Origin of the sequence: Streptomyces sp. Y1 (assembly GCF_041053115.1) — a bacterium.
GTDB lineage: Bacteria > Actinomycetota > Actinomycetes > Streptomycetales > Streptomycetaceae > Kitasatospora > Kitasatospora rubellomurina.
This window is the reverse complement of the sequence record NZ_CP163445.1, coordinates 5,819,536-5,836,562: the sequence shown is the minus strand read 5'-3', so window position 1 is coordinate 5,836,562 and position 17,027 is coordinate 5,819,536. Positions and strand designations below refer to the sequence as shown.

Sequence of the window (17,027 nt, the reverse complement as noted above, 5' to 3'; positions counted from 1 at the left end):
GAAGTGCTCGACCTGCACTGCGAGGGCGGGGAAGCCGGGCAGGTCGGTGGGGCGGGCGGGGCGGTGGCGCTACCTCGACGGCCAGCGCGGGTCGACCTCGGCCTGCGGGTCCTTGCCGCGGCGCAGCCAGGCCTGCAGGCTCTCGGCCCAGTCCCGGTACCAGCCGATCTGCTGCCGGTGCAGGTCCTCGGGGGTGGGGGTGCCGACCTCGGCGGGGTAGCGCTCGGCGAGGGCGACGGCGACGCGGACGGCGGCGAGCGCGTCGCTGCCGGCCTCGTGGGCGTCCGTCAGCTCGACGCCGTACAGCTCGCAGACCCGCTGGAGGGTGCGGGAGCCCTTGCGGTACTTGTCGACGGCGCGGTCGATGACGAGTGCGTCGAGGACGGGGCGGACGGGCCCGCCGAGGCGTTCGGCGAGGGTGGCGAGGCCGTGGCGGCGCAGTTCGGCGTCGAGCAGGGAGAGGTCGAAGGGCGCGTTGAAGGCGACGACGGGCCGTCCGGCGGCGAGCCGTTCGCAGAGGGCGGCGGCTATCTCCTCGACGGCTTCCTTGGCCGGTCTGCCCTTGCGGCGGGCGAGGTCGTCGCCGATGCCGTGGATCGCCTCTGCCTCGGCGGGGATCGGCACGCCCGGGTCGAGCAGCCAGTGCGCGGCGCCCACCCGGGCGGCTCCGACGGTGTCCACGAGGGCGGCCGTGACGATGCGGTCCACGGCCGGGTCGGTGCCCGTGGTCTCCAGGTCGAAGCCGACCAGTGGCTGCTGCCACCAGCTCATGGGGGTGTGTCCTTCCGTCCGGCTGCGCGAAACAGCCCCTATCATCACCTGCCCCACCGACAACCCGGCCCTGGGGCGGCCCGGGGGCCGGTCAGTGGGCGGCGGCGGGGCGGGTGAGGGCGAGTCGGCTGGGGAGCAGGGCCGCGGTGGTGGCGAGGGCGAGGCAGACGGCGGCGGCGACGGCCAGGGCGGGCCAGGGCAGGTGGAGCGGGACGGTGGTCTGGCCGGCGAGGATGCGGTGGTTGATCAGCGCCGTGGTGCCGTACTGGGTGAGGGCGGTGACGGCGAGGGCGAGCACGGCGGCGGTGGCGACGACGAGGACGGCTTCGAGGGCGACGGTCCCCAGCACCTGGCGGCGCACGGATCCGGCGAGGCGCAGCACGTCGAAGTCGCGGCGGCGGTCGGCGGTGCTCATGACCATGGTGTTGACGATGGCGATGAGGGCGTAGAGCAGGGCGGGGCCGAGGATGGTGGTGGTGGCGATCCAGGCGTAGTGGGCGCCGGGGTCGGGGCCGGGGTCGCGGGAGTCGGTGAGGGTGGCGCCGAGGCGGTCGGCGGGTTCGGCGTCGAGGTGGACGGCGGTGGGCCGGGCGCCGGGGAGGTGGGGGGTGGCGGCGTCGCCGCTGAGCAGGATCTCGTCGAGGCCGAGTTGGGTGCGGTAGACGAGGGCGAGGCGCAGGGTGGTGACGGTGCCGTCGGCGAGGCGCAGGTTGACGTGGTCGCCGAGGTGCACGCCGTGGCCGCGGGCCTGGTCGGTGGAGAGGGCGAGGGTGGCGCCGTGCAGGTCGGCGGGGTTGCCCTGGACGGCGGGGAGGGTCCAGGCGGTGGCGAGGTCGCCGTCGACGACGGTGGCGGCGGAGGGCACGCTGGCGGGCGAGTCCTCGCCGTGGTCGTCGAAGGCGGCGGTGTCGGCGCCGAGGCCGGTGACGACGGTGGGGGTGGTGGCGGTGGCGTGCAGGCCGGGCCGGCCGGCGGTGAGCCGGCGCAGGGTGTCGGCGGGCAGTGGCTGGGTGCCGGGGCGCAGCACGTAGCGGGCGGCGGTGGTGGCGCGGTTCTGGGCGGTCATGGCGTCGGCGAAGGCGGCGGTGGAGCCGACGACGGTGCCGGTGAGCGCGATGGCGAGGAAGGCGGGGGTGGCGGTGGAGACGGTGCGGCGGACGGCGGTGAGCGCGTTCTGCCGGGCGAGCAGCGGGGCGGCGGCGGTGGCGCGGGCGAGCGGGGCGGTGAGCAGCCGGACGAGCGGCGGGACGAGGACGGGGGCGAGGAGGGCGATGGAGGTGATGACGGCCAGGTCGGCGCCGAGGACCCACTGGGAGGCGAGTTGCGGATCGCCGGCCTGGTCGCCGGGGGTGGGGGGCATGGTGGGGGCGGCGAGGTAGTAGCCGGCGGCGCCGAACAGGGTGAGCAGGCCGGTGAGGGCGGCGGCCCAGCGCAGCGGGGTCATGACCTTGCGGTCGACGGCGGCGTCGGCGAGGGCTTCGGCGGCGCGGACCCGGCCCGCGCGGACGGCGGCGGTGACGGCGCCGAGGAGGGCGACGGCGAGGCCGGTGGCGGCGGCGAGCAGCATGGGGCCGGCGGCGGGGTGGGCGGTGAAGCCTTCGGGGGCGGCGCCGCGGTCGACGAGCCAGGCGGCGAGGGCGGGGGCGCCGGGCAGGGCGAGGAGGCAGCCGCTGAGGGCGGCGGCGAGGGCGACGACGGCGGCTTCGCCGGTGATCAGCCAGACGATCTGGCGGGGGGTGGCGCCGACCGCGCGGAGCATGGCGATCTCCTGCCGGCGCTGGGCGACGGCGAAGGCGAAGGTGCCGGCGACGACGAAGACGGCGACGAAGGCGGCCATGGCGGCGGTGAACAGCAGCACCTTGTGCAGGGAGGGTGCGCCGAGCGGGGAGTCGTCGCCGGCGGTCTGGTGGAGCAGGCTGCCGGTGGTAGCGACGAGGGTGACGCCGAGGGTGAGGGCGAGGTAGGAGCCGGCGAAGGCGGTCTTGCGGCGGCGCAGGCCGGCGGCGGCGACGGGCAGCAGGGTGGTGAGGGAGCCGCCGTGGTCGGTCCGCTCGGTTCGCGTGCTCATGCGGCGGTCTCCAGGGCGGTCATCCGCTCGGCGACCTGGCGGGCGGTGGGGCGTTCGAGGTCGTCGACGACGCGGCCGTCGGCGAGGAAGAGGACGCGGTCGGCGTAGGAGGCGGCGACGGGGTCGTGGGTGACCATGACGGTGCTCTGGCCCTCGCGGTCGACGAGGTCGCGCAGCAGGGCGAGGACGTCGCGGCTGCTGCTGCTGTCGAGGGCACCGGTGGGTTCGTCGGCGAACAGCATGCGGGGGCGGGTGATGAGGGCGCGGGCGATGGCGACGCGCTGCTGCTGGCCGCCGGAGAGCTGGGAGGGCAGGTGGGCGGTGCGTTCGCCGAGGCCGACCTGGGCGAGGGCGCGGTGGACTTCGGCGCGGTCGGGGCGGCGGCCGGCCAGGCGCAGCGGCAGGCCGACGTTCTGTTCGGCGGTGAGCGAGCCGACCAGGTTGAAGGCCTGGAAGACGAAGCCGAGCTTCTGCCGGCGCAGGACGGTGAGCTGGGTCTCGGTGAGGCCGGCGAGGTCGGTGCCGTCGAGGGTGATGCGGCCGTGGTCGGGCCGGTCGAGGCCGGCGGCGCACTGGAGCAGGGTGCTCTTGCCGGAGCCGGAGGGGCCCATGACGGCGGTGAAGGTGCCGCGGTCGAAGGCGACGTGCACCCCCCTGAGTGCGCGGACGGCCTCCGGGCCGGTGCCGTAGGTGCGGTGTACATCGTCCAGGCGCAGAACCGCGCCGTCATCCCCCGTGATCGTCACGGGGGTCATGACTACCACGTGGACAACGGCCCTGGCCAGCCGGTTCGTGGGGATCGCCGGGTGTCAGGGGGTGGGCGCGGAGGGTGCCGGGCGGTGCATGAAGACGTCGATCGGGTCCTCGCGCTCGGCGGTGAAGCCGTGCCGTTCGTAGAGCCGGCGGGAGGCGCTGCCCTGCAGGGCCTGGAGGCGTACGGGTTCGCCGGCCTCGTCGGCTTCGGCGAGGACGTGGCGCAGGACGGCGGTGCCGAGGCCGCGGCCCTGGTGCTGCGGCCGGAGGTAGAAGTACTCGAGGTAGCGTCCGCCCCGCTCGTCGGGGCGGACGGTGACGCACCCGGCGAGCGCGTGGTCGACCAGGACGACCGTGGTGTGCCGGGGCGAGAAGTTGTCGCGCAGCCGCTGGCGGACGCGGTGGTCGTCGTAGCGGCCGAGCCGTTCGAGGTCGGCGCGCATGACCTGGGCCCGGAGCTCGGCGAGGGGTTCGACGTCGGCGGCGGTGGCGGGGCGCAGGCTCCAGCCGGGATCGCTGTTCACGGCCCGCAGTCTGGCAGCGCGCGCCCGGCCGTGACCAGGGGGTTTCCCAGGATCCGGACGGCGGGTCAGGAGACGGGCCGGGAGTCGCCCCAGGCGCCTTCGAACTCCTCGCGGTAGACGTCCAGCAGGCCGGGTTCGGTGCCGCCGGGCTGCTGGCCGGCGCCGCCGCGCAGGACGAGGGCGGGCGATTCCATGCCGCGGGCGCGGCGCAGGTAGGGCTGGACGACGCCGAGGTCGCGGCTGCGGCCGCGGCCGCCGGCCTGGCCGGGGGTGCGGGGGCCTTCGACGAGGTAGGCGGTGAAGCGCGGGGTCTCGTCGAAGACCCGGATCTCGAAGCCGCCCTGGTCGCGCAGCCGGGCCCGGACCCGCCGCACGTGCATGATGTTCATCTCGATGGAGCGCGCCAGTTCGCCGCGTCCGAGGCCGAGTTCGCGTTCGCGGCGGCGCACGGCGCTGCTGGCCGGGTTGAGGAAGAGCAGCCGGACGCGGCAGCCCTCGCCGGCGAGGCGGACGAGGCGCTTGCCGGTGTAGTTCTGGCAGAGCATGCCGAGGCCGATGCCGAGCGCGTCGAGCCGCCGGGCGCCGTCGAGCAGGTCCTCGACGGGCAGGTCGCGCTGCAGCCGGACCCGGTCGGCGTGGACGGCGACGACGTCGGCGTAGCGGCCGGCGACGAGGGATTCGACGACGTCGGCGGGCACCCCGCCGGCGCCGCCGTCGAGGACGGCGAGCAGCCGGGCGGCGGCGCGTTCGGTCTGGGCGAGGACGGTGCCGGTGAGGACGCGGTTGCGGGAGACGACGTGCCGGGCGACTTCGAGTTCGTCGAGGGCGAGTTCGATCTCGCGCCGGTCGGCGAGGTAGGGCTCGAAGCAGGGCCAGTGCTGGACCATGAGTTCGCGCAGCTGGGGCAGGGTGAGGAAGACCAGCGGGTCGTCGTCGGCCGGGTCGAGGAGGTAGCCCTTGCGGCGGCTGACCTCGCGGACGGCGCCGGCCCGGTGGGCCCACTCCTCGCCGGCGGGGCCGGCGGCGGCGGTGACCCAGTCCTCGCCGTGGGCGGGCGCGTAGATGGGGTGCAGCACCTCGTCGACGAGGGAGCGCAGCCGCTGCTCGACGAGGTTGAGCCAGACGTAGGCGCGGCCGGAGAGCCGGACCCGCTGGTAGGCGTCCTCCCATTCGGCGCCGGACCAGGCGAGGGCGGGGACCTCGACCGGGCCGCTCTGGGCGGGCACCAGGGTGCGGCCGGTCAGGGTGGGGCGCATGACCACGGTGGGTGCCTCGCTGCGGACACCGCCCCGGTCGGGGCCGCCCGGCCCGGAGCCGCGGCCGCCGGCGGGGAACACCATGCGCCACCTCATCTGCTTGCTGCTTCGCTCTGGCCGGCCGCTTCGCCCCGGTCCTCGGCCGCGACCGGCGGGTCGGCGGGTCGGCCGCTGACGGATCGCCACCGGCCGGGGGCGGCCGGACGATCAAGGGTACTGCCCGGCGCGAGCGGCCCGCAGCCGGATGGCGCAGGGGCCGCGCCGGCGGGCGCGGGCGGGGCCGGTGGACTCTTCACAGGAATGGGCGGGCGGACACCCGTTCGGGCGAACCGGGGCCGCGTGTCCCGGCTGCCGGGGGAAGGCTCGGGGAGTATGCCGACTGTGCCGTACGTCACGGCGCGCGAGCGCCGCACATGCCCGGCCGCCCGGCCGGGAAGGCCCCGACCGGGTCCGGGCAGGCAGCTCGTCCGACCAAGCGTCAGTTTCCGTCGCAGTCAAGGAAGTTGAGGACTCATGCAGGTCTGGCCCGGACAGCCCTACCCCCTCGGCGCCACCTACGACGGGGCCGGCACCAACTTCGCGGTGTTCTCCGAGAGCGCCGACCGGATCGAGCTGTGCCTGATCGAGGAGGACGGCTCCGAGACCGCCGTCGAACTGCGCGAGACGGACGCCTTCGTCCGGCACGCCTACCTCCCCGGCGTCCAGCCCGGCCGGCGCTACGGCTTCCGCGTGCACGGCCCGTACAACCCGGGCCTGGGCCAGCGGCACAACGCGGCCAAGCTGCTGCTGGACCCGTACGCCAAGGCGATGAGCGGGCACATCGACTGGGACGAGTCCGTCTACGGCTACCACTTCGGCGCCCCCGAACGCCGCAACGACCTCGACTCCGCCCCGCACACCATGCACTCGGTGGTCGTCAACCCGTACTTCGACTGGGGCACCGACCGGCCGCCGCGCACCGACTACCACCGCACCGTCATCTACGAGGCCCACGTCAAGGGCCTCACCCGGCTGCACCCCGGCATCCCCGAGGAGATCCGCGGCACCTACGCGGGCCTCGCCCACCCGGCGGTGATCGAGCACCTCGCCAAACTCGGCGTCACCGCCATCGAACTGATGCCGGTGCACCAGTTCGTCCGCGACCACCGGCTGCGCGACCTGGGCCTGGCCAACTACTGGGGCTACAACACCATCGGCTTCTTCGCCCCGCACTCCTCCTACTCCTCCACCGGCGACCGCGGCCAGCAGGTCCAGGAGTTCAAGTCGATGGTCAAGGCGCTGCACGCGGCCGGCATCGAGGTGATCCTCGACGTCGTCTACAACCACACCGCCGAGGGCAACCACCTCGGCCCGACCCTGTCGCTGCGCGGCCTCGACAACGTCTCCTACTACCGCCTCGCCCAGGACCAGCGCTTCTACGAGGACACCACCGGCACCGGCAACAGCCTGCTGATGCGCAGCCCGCACGTGCTCCAGCTGATCATGGACTCGCTGCGCTACTGGGTCACCGAGATGCACGTCGACGGCTTCCGCTTCGACCTCGCCGCCACCCTCGCCCGGCAGTTCCACGAGGTCGACCGGCTCTCCTCCTTCTTCGACCTCGTCCAGCAGGACCCGGTCGTCTCCCAGGCCAAGCTCATCGCCGAACCCTGGGACCTCGGCGAGGGCGGCTACCAGGTCGGCAACTTCCCGCCGCTGTGGACCGAGTGGAACGGCATGTACCGGGACACCGTGCGCGACCTGTGGCGCGGCGAGAACGCCGCCCTCGCCGAGTTCGGCTCCCGGCTCACCGGCTCCTCCGACCTCTACCAGGACGACGGCCGGCGCCCCATCGCCTCGATCAACTTCGTGACCTGCCACGACGGCTTCACCCTGCGCGACCTGGTCTCGTACAACGACAAGCACAACCACGCCAACGGCGAGGACAACCGGGACGGCGAGTCCTTCAACCGCTCCTGGAACTGCGGCGTCGAGGGCCCCAGCGACGACCCGGCCGTCGAGGAGCTGCGGGCGCGCCAGCAGCGCAACCTGATCGCCACCCTGATGCTCTCCCAGGGCGTGCCGATGCTCTCCCACGGCGACGAACTCGGCCGCACCCAGCTCGGCAACAACAACGCCTACTGCCAGGACAACGAACTCACCTGGGTGCACTGGCCGGACGGCTCGGACGCCGACGGCCCGCGGGCCCGGCTGCTGGAGTTCACCCAGGGCATGATCTGGCTGCGCCGCGACCACCCGGTGTTCCGGCGGCGGCGGTTCTTCCACGGCCGGCCGGTGTCCGCCTCCGGCGCGTACGACGACCTCACTGACATCGCCTGGTTCACCCCCACCGGAGAGGAGATGACCAAGCGCAACTGGGGCGTCGGCTACGCCAAGTCGCTCACCGTCTTCCTCAACGGCTACGCCATCTCCGAGCCGGACCGGCGCGGCGGGCGGATCGTCGACGACTCCTTCCTGCTGATGTTCAACGCCCACTTCGAACCGCTGGAGTTCACCGTGCCCGCCGACCACGGGCAGCAGTGGCGGGTCGTCGTCGACACCGCGCAGCCCCGGCTGCCCGCCCCCGGCGCCGGGGCGACCGTCAAGGCCGGGGACACGCTGTGGCTCACCGACCGCTCGCTGATGGTGCTCCAGCGGCCGGCCTGAGCGGGCCGCCCGAGGGGGCGGCCGAGCGGGCGGCCGAGCGGGCGGCGCGACCGGGCCGGGCGCCGGGCCGGGCTCACCTGTTCGGGCCAGCAGCGGGTCTTGGCGGCGGGCCGGGCCGGGTACCTATGGACCTATGACCTCCGCCGCCGAGCCCCCGCAGGCCCGCCCGGCCGCCCCCGCCCCGTCCTCCTCCTACCGGCTCCAGCTGCAGCCCGGCTTCACCCTGCACCACGCCACCGCCGCCGTCCCCTACCTGGCCGCCCTCGGCGTCTCCCACCTGCACCTGTCCCCGCTGCTGGAGGCCGCCCCCGGCTCCACCCACGGCTACGACACCGTCGACCACACCCGGATCAGCGAACAGCTCGGCGGCGAGAGCGCCCTGCGCGCCCTCGCCGCCGAGGCCCGCCGGCACCGGCTGCGGCTGATCGCCGACGTGGTGCCCAACCACATGGCCGTGCCCGTCCCCGAACACCTCAACCGGCCGCTGTGGCACGTGCTGCGCGACGGGCCCGACTCGCCGTACGCCCACTGGTTCGACATCGACTGGACCGCGCAGACCGGCCCCGCCGACGCCCCCGGGCGCGGACGGGTGCTGCTGCCGCTGCTCGGCGACCGGCTCGGCGCCGTCCTCGACCAGCTGGCCGTCGACGGCGACGTGCTGCGCTACCACCGGCACGAGCTGCCGCTGCGGCCCGGCACCGAGCGGCTGCCGCTCCCGGAGCTGCTGGCCCGGCAGTGGTACCGGCTCGCCTGGTGGCGCCTGGCCCGCACCGAGCTCAACTACCGGCGGTTCTTCACCGTCAACGAGCTGATCGCCCTGCGGGTCGAGGAACCGGAGGTGTTCGACGCCACCCACGCCGTGCTGCTACGGCTGTACCGCGAGGGCGTCCTGGACGGCTTCCGGATCGACCACCCGGACGGGCTCGCCGACCCGCGCGGCTACCTGCGGCGGCTGGCGGCGGCCACCGGCGGGACGGCGGGCGGCGGGGCCTACGTGGTGGTCGAGAAGATCCTCACCGGCGAGGAGCGGCTGCCCGCCGACTGGCCGGTCGCCGGCACCACCGGCTACGACGCGCTGCGCCGCATCGACGGCGTGCTCACCGACCCGGCGGGGGCCCGGCGCGCGGCCGACGCGTACCGGGCGTTCCTGGGCGGCGGCCCGGAACCCGCGCGCGGGGAGCCGAACCCGGCGGTGGCCGCCGCCCGGCGCGGGCGCGCCGAGATGACCGGGCCGGTCGGCGAGCTGGCCGCCGAGGTCGAGCGCCTGGTGCGGATCGCGCTGCGGATCGGCGCCGCCGAGCCCGCCTACGCCGACCACGCGCCCTGGCAGCTGCGGGCCGCGCTGCGCCGGCTGCTCACCGACTACCCGGTGTACCGGCCGTACGCGCGGCCCGGCGAGGCGCCGCCGCCCGAGGAGTTCCTGCGCACCGTGCGGGAGGGCTCCGACGACCCGACCGAGCACCTGGTCGCCGCGCTCGCCCTGGGCGAGCTGGGGCGCGACCCCGACCGGGACGAGTTCTGCGTGCGCTTCGGGCAGACCGCCGCGGCCGTCGCCGCCAAGGGCGTCGAGGACACCGCCTTCTACCGGTGGAACGCGCTGCCCGGGCACAACGAGGTCGGCGGCGAGCCGGCCCGGCCCTGGGTCACCCCGGCCGAGTTCCACGACTGGTGCCGGTACCTGGAGCAGCAGTGGCCGCACAGCATGACGGCGCTGTCCACGCACGACACCAAGCGCAGCGCCGACGCGCGCGCCCGGCTCGCCGTCCTCGCCGAGCAGCCCGAGGCGTGGGCCGCCGAGGCCGCCGCCTGGTCCGCCGCGCTCGGGCCCGGCCCCGACCGGGACGCCGACTGGATGCTGTGGCACACCCTGGTCGCCGCCTGGCCGATCACCCCCGAGCGGCTGGTCGCCGCCCTGCTCAAGGCCGCCCGCGAGGCCAAGCTGCACACCTCCTGGACGGCCCCCGACACACCGTACGAGCGGGCGCTCGAACAGCGGGCCCGCGCCGTGTACGCCGACCCCGGGCTGCTCGCCCGGATCGAGGAGCGGGTGCGCGCCCTCGCCCCGCACGCCCGGGCCAACACCCTGGCCGCCGCCCTGCTGCACCTCACCGTCCCCGGCGTCCCGGACCTGTACCAGGGCAGCGAGGAGCCGCTGTACACCCTGGTCGACCCGGACAACCGGGGCGTGGTCGACCTCGACGCCCTCGCCGTGCGACTCACCGACGCCGCCGCCCCGCGCCCCGGAGACCTCGCCCGCGAGAAGCTGCACCTGACCGCCACCGCCCTGCACCTGCGCCGCGACCGCCCGCTCGGCGCCTACCGCCCGCTGGCCGCCGTCGACCTGTCCGGCGAACACCTGCTGGCCTTCGCCCGCGGCGAGGACGTGGTCACCGCCGTCACCCGGCTCCCGTACGGGCTGGAGCGGGCCGGCGGCTGGCGCGACACCGTGCTGGAGCTGCCCCCGGGCGGCGCCTGGACGGACCAGCTGACCGAGCACCGCTACCCGGCCGGACAGCCGGTGCCGGTCGCGGACCTGCTGGCGACGTATCCGGTGGCACTGCTGACGAGGAGGGGCTGAGCATGGCGGTCTACGAGGTGTGGGCGCCGCACGCGGCCTCCCGTGTCACGGTCGAAGTCTCCGGCGGCTCCCATGAGTTGGCGCGCCTGGCCGGCCGCGACGGCTGGTGGGGCGGCGTCGCACCGGCCGGCGACTACGCCTTCCGGCTGGACGGCGGCCCGCCGCTGCCCGACCCGCGCTCGGCCCGGCAGCCGCACGGCCCGGACGGCCCGAGCCGGCCCGTCGACCACGCCGCGTTCCCCTGGACGGCGACCGGCTGGCGCGGCCGCCCGCTGCCCGGCTCGGTGGTGTACGAGCTGCACGTCGGCACCTTCACCACCCGCGGCACCTTCGACGCCGCCGCCGAACGCCTCGACCACCTCGTCGAGTTGGGCGTCGACTTCGTCGAGCTCATGCCGGTCTGCCCGTTCCCCGGCCGGCACGGCTGGGGCTACGACGGCGTCTCGCCGTGGGCCGTCCACGAGCCCTACGGCGGGCCGGACGGGCTCAAGCGCTTCGTCGACGCCGCGCACGGCCGGGGCCTCGGGGTGATCCTCGACGTGGTGCACAACCACCTCGGCCCCTCCGGCAACCACCTCCCGCGGTACGGCCCGTACTTCACCGACCGGCACCACACCCCCTGGGGCGCCGCCGTCAACCTCGACGCCCCCGGCTCCGACGAAGTCCGCGCCTACCTGATCGGCAGCGCCCTCGCCTGGCTGCGCGACTACCGGATCGACGGGCTGCGGCTCGACGCCGTGCACGCCCTGATCGACCACCGGGCCGTCCACTTCCTGGAGGAACTCAGCGGCGAGGTCGACAAGTTGGCGGTCGCGACCAACCGGCCGCTGTTCCTCGTCGCCGAATCCGACCTCAACACCCCGCGCACCACCACCCCGCGCGAAGCCGGCGGCCAGGGGATCGACGCCCAGTGGAGCGACGACTTCCACCACGCCCTGCACTGCGCGCTCACCGGCGAATCCCACGGCTACTACGGCGACTTCGCGCGCGCACCGCTCGCCGCCCTCGCCAAGTCGCTGCGGCACGGCTACTTCCACGACGGCACCTGGTCCACCTTCCGGGGCCGCCGGCACGGCCGGCCGTTCACCCCGACCGGCGCCGGCCACCGGCTGCTCGGCTACCTGCAGACCCACGACCAGATCGGCAACCGGGCGCTCGGCGACCGGATCTCCACCACCCTGCCCACCGGCCGGCTCGCCTGCGGCGCCGCCCTCGTGCTCACCTCGCCGTTCACCCCGATGCTGTTCATGGGCGAGGAATGGGGCGCGGCCACCCCCTGGCAGTACTTCACCGACCACACCGACCCCGGCCTCGCCGAAGCCGTCCGGCAGGGCCGGCGGCGGGAGTTCACCGACCACGGCTGGGCCGCCGAAGCCGTCCCCGACCCGCAGGAACCCGCCACGCTGCTGCGCTCCGTCCTCGACTGGACCGAGCCGCACCGCGCTCCGCACGCCGAACTGCTGGACTGGTACCGGCAGTTGCTCCGGCTTCGGCGGGAGCTGCCGGAGCTCGGCGACCCGGACCTCGGGGCGGTGCGGGTCGAGTTCGACGAGGCCGCCGGGTGGCTGGTGGTCCACCGGGGGCCGTACCGGGTCGCGGTCAACCTGGGGGCCGGCGAGGCCGCCGTGCCGCTGGGCGGCCCGGGGCGGGAGCTCGTCGCGGCGTTCGGGGCGGCCCTGGTGTCGGGCGACCGGGTGCGGCTCGGGGGCGACTCGGTGGCCCTCGTCGCGGTGTGACCCGCCCCGGGGCCGCTCACCAGAGGAAGGTGCCGATCCGCTCGCGCAGGCCGGCCGCGTCCAGGCCGTAGGCGGCCAGGTGCTCGGCCATCGAGCCGTAGTGCCGGTGCTCCGCGCGCGGCACGCCCAGCGCCAGCAGCCGGTGCGGGCGGTCGGCCAGCGCCTCGTGCACCGCGTGCGCGGAGGTGCCCGCGAGGTACGGCTCCACCAGCACCACGTCGCCCCGACCGCTGGGGGCGTCCAGCGCCGCACGCAGGCCGGCCCGGTCGAAGGGGCGCACCGTCGCCGCGTACAGGACCGTCGCGTCCAGGCCCTCGGTGGCCGCCAGCACCGCGTCCAGCACCGGCCCCACCGCGACCACCACGCCGCCCCGGCCCGTACGGACGGCCGTCAGGCGGCCCGGCTCGATCGCGACCGGGGTCTCGTTCTGCTGCGCCGAGAGGCGGACGTAGACGTTGCGGTCGCCGTCCGCGTAGGCGTGGCGCAGCAGCCGCTCGGCCTCCTCGGGGTGGCCGGGGACGTGCACCGTCCAGTCCGGCAGGGTGTCCAGCAGGGCGACGTCGCCCGGGGCCATGTGGGTGCGGCCCGCCGCCGGGTTGTCGTACGAGCCGCCCGCGCTCACCAGCACCGCGCCGACGCCCTGGTGGGACAGGCTCAGCTTCACCTGCTCGAAGGGGCGTTCCACCAGGAAGCTGGCGAAGGTGTGGGCGATCGGGCGCATCCCGGTCAGGGCCAGGCCGCCGGCCGCGCCGATCAGCAGCTGCTCGCGGATGCCGACGTTGACCACCCGGTCGGGGTGGCGCTCGTGGGCGGGGTCGAAGGAGGCGGCGGTGATGTCGGCGAGCACCAGGGCAAGCCGGGGGTCCTCGTCCAGCAGACGGGTGGTGACGTCGACGAAGCGCTCGCGCATGGTGTCCATCGGGGGCTTGCCTTCCGTGGGGGGCTCGGGGGGAGTGGTTCTTCAGGAGTCCTTGGGCTCGACCGTGGCGACCACCACGTGCGGGCGCCCCGGGTGCTCGGCGGTGTAGGCGCGGTGCAGCGCCTCGTGGTCGCGGCCGTCCACCGTCGCCGTCGACCAGCCGGCGGCCGCGAAGCGCTGCGCGATCCCGCCCTGCCAGCCGTGCGTGGCGGAGGAGTTGTCGATCACCACCGCGTGCAGCCGGTCCAGGCCGTACGCGCCGGCGAAGGCCACCGCCTCGTGGTTGGAGCCCTCGTCGAACTCGGCGTCGCCGAGCAGCACCCACACCGCCGGGCCGTTCAGGCCCTGCGCCCGCAGGCCCAGCGCCGTGCCGACACCCAGCGGCAGGCCCTGGCCGAGCGAGCCGGAGGAGATCTCCACGCCGGGCAGCAGCATCCGGTCCGGGTGGTAGCCGAGCGGCGAGTCGTAGCCGCCGAAGCTCGGCAGCACCGCCGGGTCGATGAAGCCCTTGGCCGCCAGCACGGCGTAGTAGGCCATCGGGCCGTGGCCCTTGGACAGCAGCATCCGGTCGCGGTCCTGCGCGTCGGCCGTGGCCGGGGTGACGCGCAGCACCCGGTCGTAGAGCACCCAGAGGGCGTCCAGGGTGGAGGTGGCGGCGGGGTTGTGCTTCTCGTCGCCGGTCATCAGGGACATCAGGGCCGGGAGGTCCTCGAAGCGGCCGCGGGCCCGGGCTTCCGTCGTGCTCGTCGTCGTGTTCGTCGTCGCGCTCGTCGTCATGCCCCTGATCGTGCAACTTCAAGCGAACTTGAGGTCAAGCGACTACAGTGGGTGCCCATGAACGCGACCCCGGACAGCGACCGCGCCCCCGGCCCGCGCCACAGCGACCTGCTCACCATCGGGCAGCTCGGCAAGCGCAGCGGCCTCGCCGCCTCCGCCCTGCGCTACTACGAGAGCCTCGGGCTGATCCACGCCACCCGCACCGCCGGCGGGCAGCGCCGCTACACCCGCGGCACGCTGCGCCGGATCGCCTTCGTCCGGGCCGCCCAGCGGGTCGGCCTCTCCCTCGACGAGGCGCGCGTCGCCCTCGACCGGCTGCCCTCGCGGCCGGCGCCCAGCGGCGACGAGTGGGACCAGGTCGCCGCGTCCTGGCAGACCCGGATCGACGAGCAGATCGCCGAACTCGAACGGCTCAAGGCCAAGCTCACCGGCTGCATCGGCTGCGGGTGCCTGTCGCTGACCCGCTGCGCGCTCTACAACCTCGGCGACCGCGCCGGCGAGGCCGGGCCGGGCGCCCGCTACCTGCTCACCCGCGACCCGGCCACCGGGCCCGAGCCGGCCTCGCCGGACGTCGGCAGCTGCGGGGCCCGCTGACCCCGGCCCGCCGGGTGGGCGAAACCCCGTTGCCGGGCGGGCGTCGCCCTGCCTACCGTGCGCCCATGCTGCCTGTGGTGGAGACGGACGAACAGTGGGACGCGGTCGTGCCGGACGAGACCGTGGTGCGGCCGGGCGCCGAGGCGCTGTGCGCGCGCCTGGGTGTCGGCGGGCTGCCACTGGAGCGCTTCGCGGAGGGCTCCGTCCCGGTGTACGCGGTGGGCGGGGCGCACGTGCTCAAGCTGTTCCCGGCGCTCAGCGCGCGGGACGGCGTCACCGAGGAGCGCGTCCTCACCCACCTGCGGGGCGCCCTGCCGATCCCGACGCCGGAGGTGCGCGCGGCCGGCGAGTACGTCAACGGCTGGCGCTACGTGCTGATGTCCCGGCTGCCGGGCGAGGGCCTGGCACCCGCCTGGCCGGGCATCCCGCAGGGCGCGCGGGTGCGGATCGCCCGGGACTGCGGGGAGGCGCTGGCCGCCCTGCACGCGCTCGACCCGGAGCCGCTCGCGGACGTGCTCGGCCCCGGCGACTGGTCCGCCTTCCTCGCCCGCCAGCGGGCCGGCGCGGTGGCGCGCCAGCGCGAACGCGGGCTGCCCGAGGCCTGGTCGGAGCAGATCCCGGACTTCCTCGCGGCCGCCCCGCTCCCCCGGGCGCCGCAACGCGCCCTGCTGCACACCGAGTTCATGCGCGAGCACCTGCTGACCGACCCGGCCGCCGGGTGGCGGCTCACCGGGCTGTTCGACTTCGAGCCCGCCATGATCGGTGATCCTGCGTACGACCTGGTCGCGGTCGGCCTGTTCACCACCCGCGCCGATCCCGTCCTGCTCGGCCACCTGCTCGCCGCCTACGGCCGCGCCGTCGACCCGCGCCTGCTGATGGCGTACACGCTGCTGCACGTGTACAGCCACCTGCCGTGGTACCTGCGCGAGTTGGAGCCCGTGTCGCGGACGCTGGACGACCTGGCCGAGGAGTGGTTCGGCACCGCCCGGGCCTCCTACTGAGCGGTTTGGCCCGCCGCATCGCCGCGCTGGACGGTCGGCTGACGGTGGACAGCCCGCCGGGCGGCCCGACCCGGGTGGTCGCGGAGCTGCCATGCGGTTGATGATCGCCGAGGACTCCGCGCTGCTGCGCGAGGGCCTGGTCCGCCTGCTGGCCGACGAGGGGCACGAGGTGGCCGCCGCGGTGGGGGACGCGGACGCCCTGCTGGCCGCGGTGGCCGCCGACCCCCCGGACGTCACCGTCGTGGACGTCCGCACGCCGCCGACCCACACCGACGAGGGGCTGCGGGCCGCCCTGCGGATCCGGTCCGAGCACCCGCGGGTGGGGGTGCTGGTGCTGTCGCAGTACGTGGAGCAGCGGTACGCCGCCGAGCTGCTGGCGGCCGACACCCGGGGCGTGGGGTACCTGCTGAAGGACCGGGTCGGCCGGGTGGAGGAGTTCCTGTCCGCGCTGGACCGGGTGCACGGCGGCGGCACGGTGTTCGACCCGGAGGTGGTGCGCCGCCTCCTCGCCCGCACCCGCCGCACCGACGATCTCGACCTGCTGACGGAACGCGAGCGGACCGTGCTGACGCTCATGGCCCAGGGCTGCACCAACGCGGCCATCGCCCAGCAGCTGTTCGTCTCCAGGAGCGCGGTGGAGAAGCACGTCAACGCGGTGTTCGACAAACTGCGGCTGCCGCGGGACGACGGCGCCAACCGCAGGGTCCTGGCCGTCCTGCGGTTCCTCGGGGGCTGACGTCCGGGCCCGCGCCCGCCCGCGCCCGCCCGCCCGCATCACGACGGCCGCTCCGGGCGCGGGTCGGTGCGCAGCAGCCCGTAGCGGACCACGTCGCGCCACTGGCCGTCCCGGAAGGTCGTCGCCCGCTGGACGCCCTCGCGCAGGAAGCTGCACTTCTCCAGGGCGCGCTGCTCGGCGAGGTTGCCGACTTCGGTGTCGGCCTCCAACCGCATCACCGGGGTGTGCGCGAACAGGTATTCCACGAGCAGGAGTTGGGCCCGGGTGCCGATCCCCCGCCCGCGTGCGCCGGGCACCAGCTGGGCGCCGATGTTCCAGTACCGCGCGGTGTTCCGCACCCCCGCCTTCCGGGCGGCGACGAAGCCGGCGAACCCGCCGCCGGCGTCGACGGCCAGCACCAGCCGCTCCTCGCCGAGCAGCCCGTCCTCCGCCAGCTCGCGCCGGAACCGCCGCGGGTCGCTCCAGCCGTACCACTGGTACTCCCCCAGCGCCCCGGGGTCGCCCACCAGGCGCTCCAGATCCGGAAGGTCGGCTTCGGCGACCGGGCGCAGCGTGATCTCTTCCTCGTTCACGCAGACGTCAACGCCGGTGCGGGCGCGGCGGTTCCGATGGCGACGCCCGTGACGGATGATCAGACGGCGGGCCGGGCCCGGGAAACGCTCACCACG

14 protein-coding genes and 1 pseudogene are annotated in these 17,027 nt (G+C 75.3%); 7 read left to right on the top strand and 8 right to left on the bottom strand.

Annotation, left to right across the window (positions count from 1 at the left end):
- Window positions 1-69 precede the first annotated feature (69 nt).
- The 5 genes from AB2U05_RS25415 to AB2U05_RS25395 form a co-directional block, all read right to left on the bottom strand.
- Window positions 70-771, bottom strand: a complete 702-nt coding sequence (locus tag AB2U05_RS25415; RefSeq protein WP_045701684.1) for an exonuclease domain-containing protein — start codon at window positions 769-771, stop codon at window positions 70-72.
- A 91-nt stretch (window positions 772-862) separates the two neighbouring features.
- Complete coding sequence (locus tag AB2U05_RS25410; RefSeq protein ID WP_369184342.1) at window positions 863-2,839, bottom strand: FtsX-like permease family protein; 1,977 nt, start codon at window positions 2,837-2,839, stop codon at window positions 863-865.
- Window positions 2,836-3,594 carry an ABC transporter ATP-binding protein gene (locus AB2U05_RS25405; protein WP_369184341.1) on the bottom strand — a complete coding sequence of 253 codons (759 nt, stop codon included), beginning with the start codon at window positions 3,592-3,594 and terminating at the stop codon, window positions 2,836-2,838. Before AB2U05_RS25405 ends, AB2U05_RS25410 begins: the two co-directional genes overlap by 4 nt.
- Window positions 3,595-3,648: 54 nt before the next feature.
- Entirely contained in the window at window positions 3,649-4,116 is a 468-nt protein-coding gene (locus AB2U05_RS25400; RefSeq protein WP_369184340.1) for a GNAT family N-acetyltransferase, read from the bottom strand.
- Between the two features lie 65 nt (window positions 4,117-4,181).
- Entirely contained in the window at window positions 4,182-5,456 is a 1,275-nt protein-coding gene (locus AB2U05_RS25395) for an SAV2148 family HEPN domain-containing protein (RefSeq protein WP_107073117.1), read from the bottom strand.
- 429 nt (window positions 5,457-5,885) lie between these two features.
- On the opposite strand from AB2U05_RS25395, the gene glgX reads away from it, so the two are divergent.
- The 3 genes from glgX to treZ all read left to right on the top strand — a co-directional run bounded on the left by glgX (window position 5,886) and on the right by treZ (window position 12,332).
- Window positions 5,886-8,018, top strand: coding sequence for a glycogen debranching protein GlgX (gene glgX, locus AB2U05_RS25390; protein WP_045701690.1), 2,133 nt, complete (start codon window positions 5,886-5,888; stop codon window positions 8,016-8,018).
- A gap of 133 nt (window positions 8,019-8,151) precedes the next feature.
- Complete coding sequence (gene treY / locus AB2U05_RS25385; RefSeq protein WP_369184339.1) at window positions 8,152-10,596, top strand: malto-oligosyltrehalose synthase; 2,445 nt, start codon at window positions 8,152-8,154, stop codon at window positions 10,594-10,596.
- Between the two features lie 2 nt (window positions 10,597-10,598).
- Window positions 10,599-12,332 carry a malto-oligosyltrehalose trehalohydrolase gene (treZ, locus tag AB2U05_RS25380; RefSeq protein ID WP_369184338.1) on the top strand — a complete coding sequence of 578 codons (1,734 nt, stop codon included), beginning with the start codon at window positions 10,599-10,601 and terminating at the stop codon, window positions 12,330-12,332.
- Between the two features lie 16 nt (window positions 12,333-12,348).
- Here treZ and AB2U05_RS25375 read toward each other — a convergent pair whose 3' ends face one another.
- Complete coding sequence (locus AB2U05_RS25375) at window positions 12,349-13,251, bottom strand: transketolase family protein (RefSeq protein ID WP_045711282.1); 903 nt, start codon at window positions 13,249-13,251, stop codon at window positions 12,349-12,351.
- Window positions 13,252-13,293: 42 nt separating this feature from the next.
- On the bottom strand, window positions 13,294-13,944 hold the full coding sequence (locus AB2U05_RS25370) for a transketolase (protein WP_369185996.1): 651 nt from the start codon (window positions 13,942-13,944) through the stop codon (window positions 13,294-13,296).
- Window positions 13,945-14,085: 141 nt separating this feature from the next.
- Here AB2U05_RS25370 and soxR point away from each other — a divergent pair, with 141 nt between their 5' ends.
- From soxR to AB2U05_RS25350, 4 genes and pseudogenes are all read left to right on the top strand, one after another.
- A complete protein-coding gene (gene soxR, locus AB2U05_RS25365; protein WP_045711284.1) occupies window positions 14,086-14,622 on the top strand; it encodes a redox-sensitive transcriptional activator SoxR in 537 nt (178 codons plus the stop codon).
- Window positions 14,623-14,687: 65 nt separating this feature from the next.
- Window positions 14,688-15,623 carry a phosphotransferase family protein gene (locus AB2U05_RS25360; RefSeq protein WP_369184337.1) on the top strand — a complete coding sequence of 312 codons (936 nt, stop codon included), beginning with the start codon at window positions 14,688-14,690 and terminating at the stop codon, window positions 15,621-15,623.
- Window positions 15,620-15,724 (top strand): annotated as a pseudogene (locus AB2U05_RS25355) (sensor histidine kinase); the annotation flags it as partial. The gene AB2U05_RS25360 and the pseudogene AB2U05_RS25355, both read left to right, overlap by 4 nt.
- Window positions 15,715-16,359, top strand: a complete 645-nt coding sequence (locus AB2U05_RS25350; protein ID WP_369184336.1) for a response regulator — start codon at window positions 15,715-15,717, stop codon at window positions 16,357-16,359. The pseudogene AB2U05_RS25355 and the gene AB2U05_RS25350, both read left to right, overlap by 10 nt.
- 38 nt (window positions 16,360-16,397) lie before the next feature.
- Here the strand turns inward: AB2U05_RS25350 and AB2U05_RS25345 are convergent, their stop codons facing one another.
- A complete protein-coding gene (locus AB2U05_RS25345) occupies window positions 16,398-16,931 on the bottom strand; it encodes a GNAT family N-acetyltransferase (RefSeq protein ID WP_369184335.1) in 534 nt (177 codons plus the stop codon).
- Window positions 16,932-17,027: the final 96 nt, after the last annotated feature.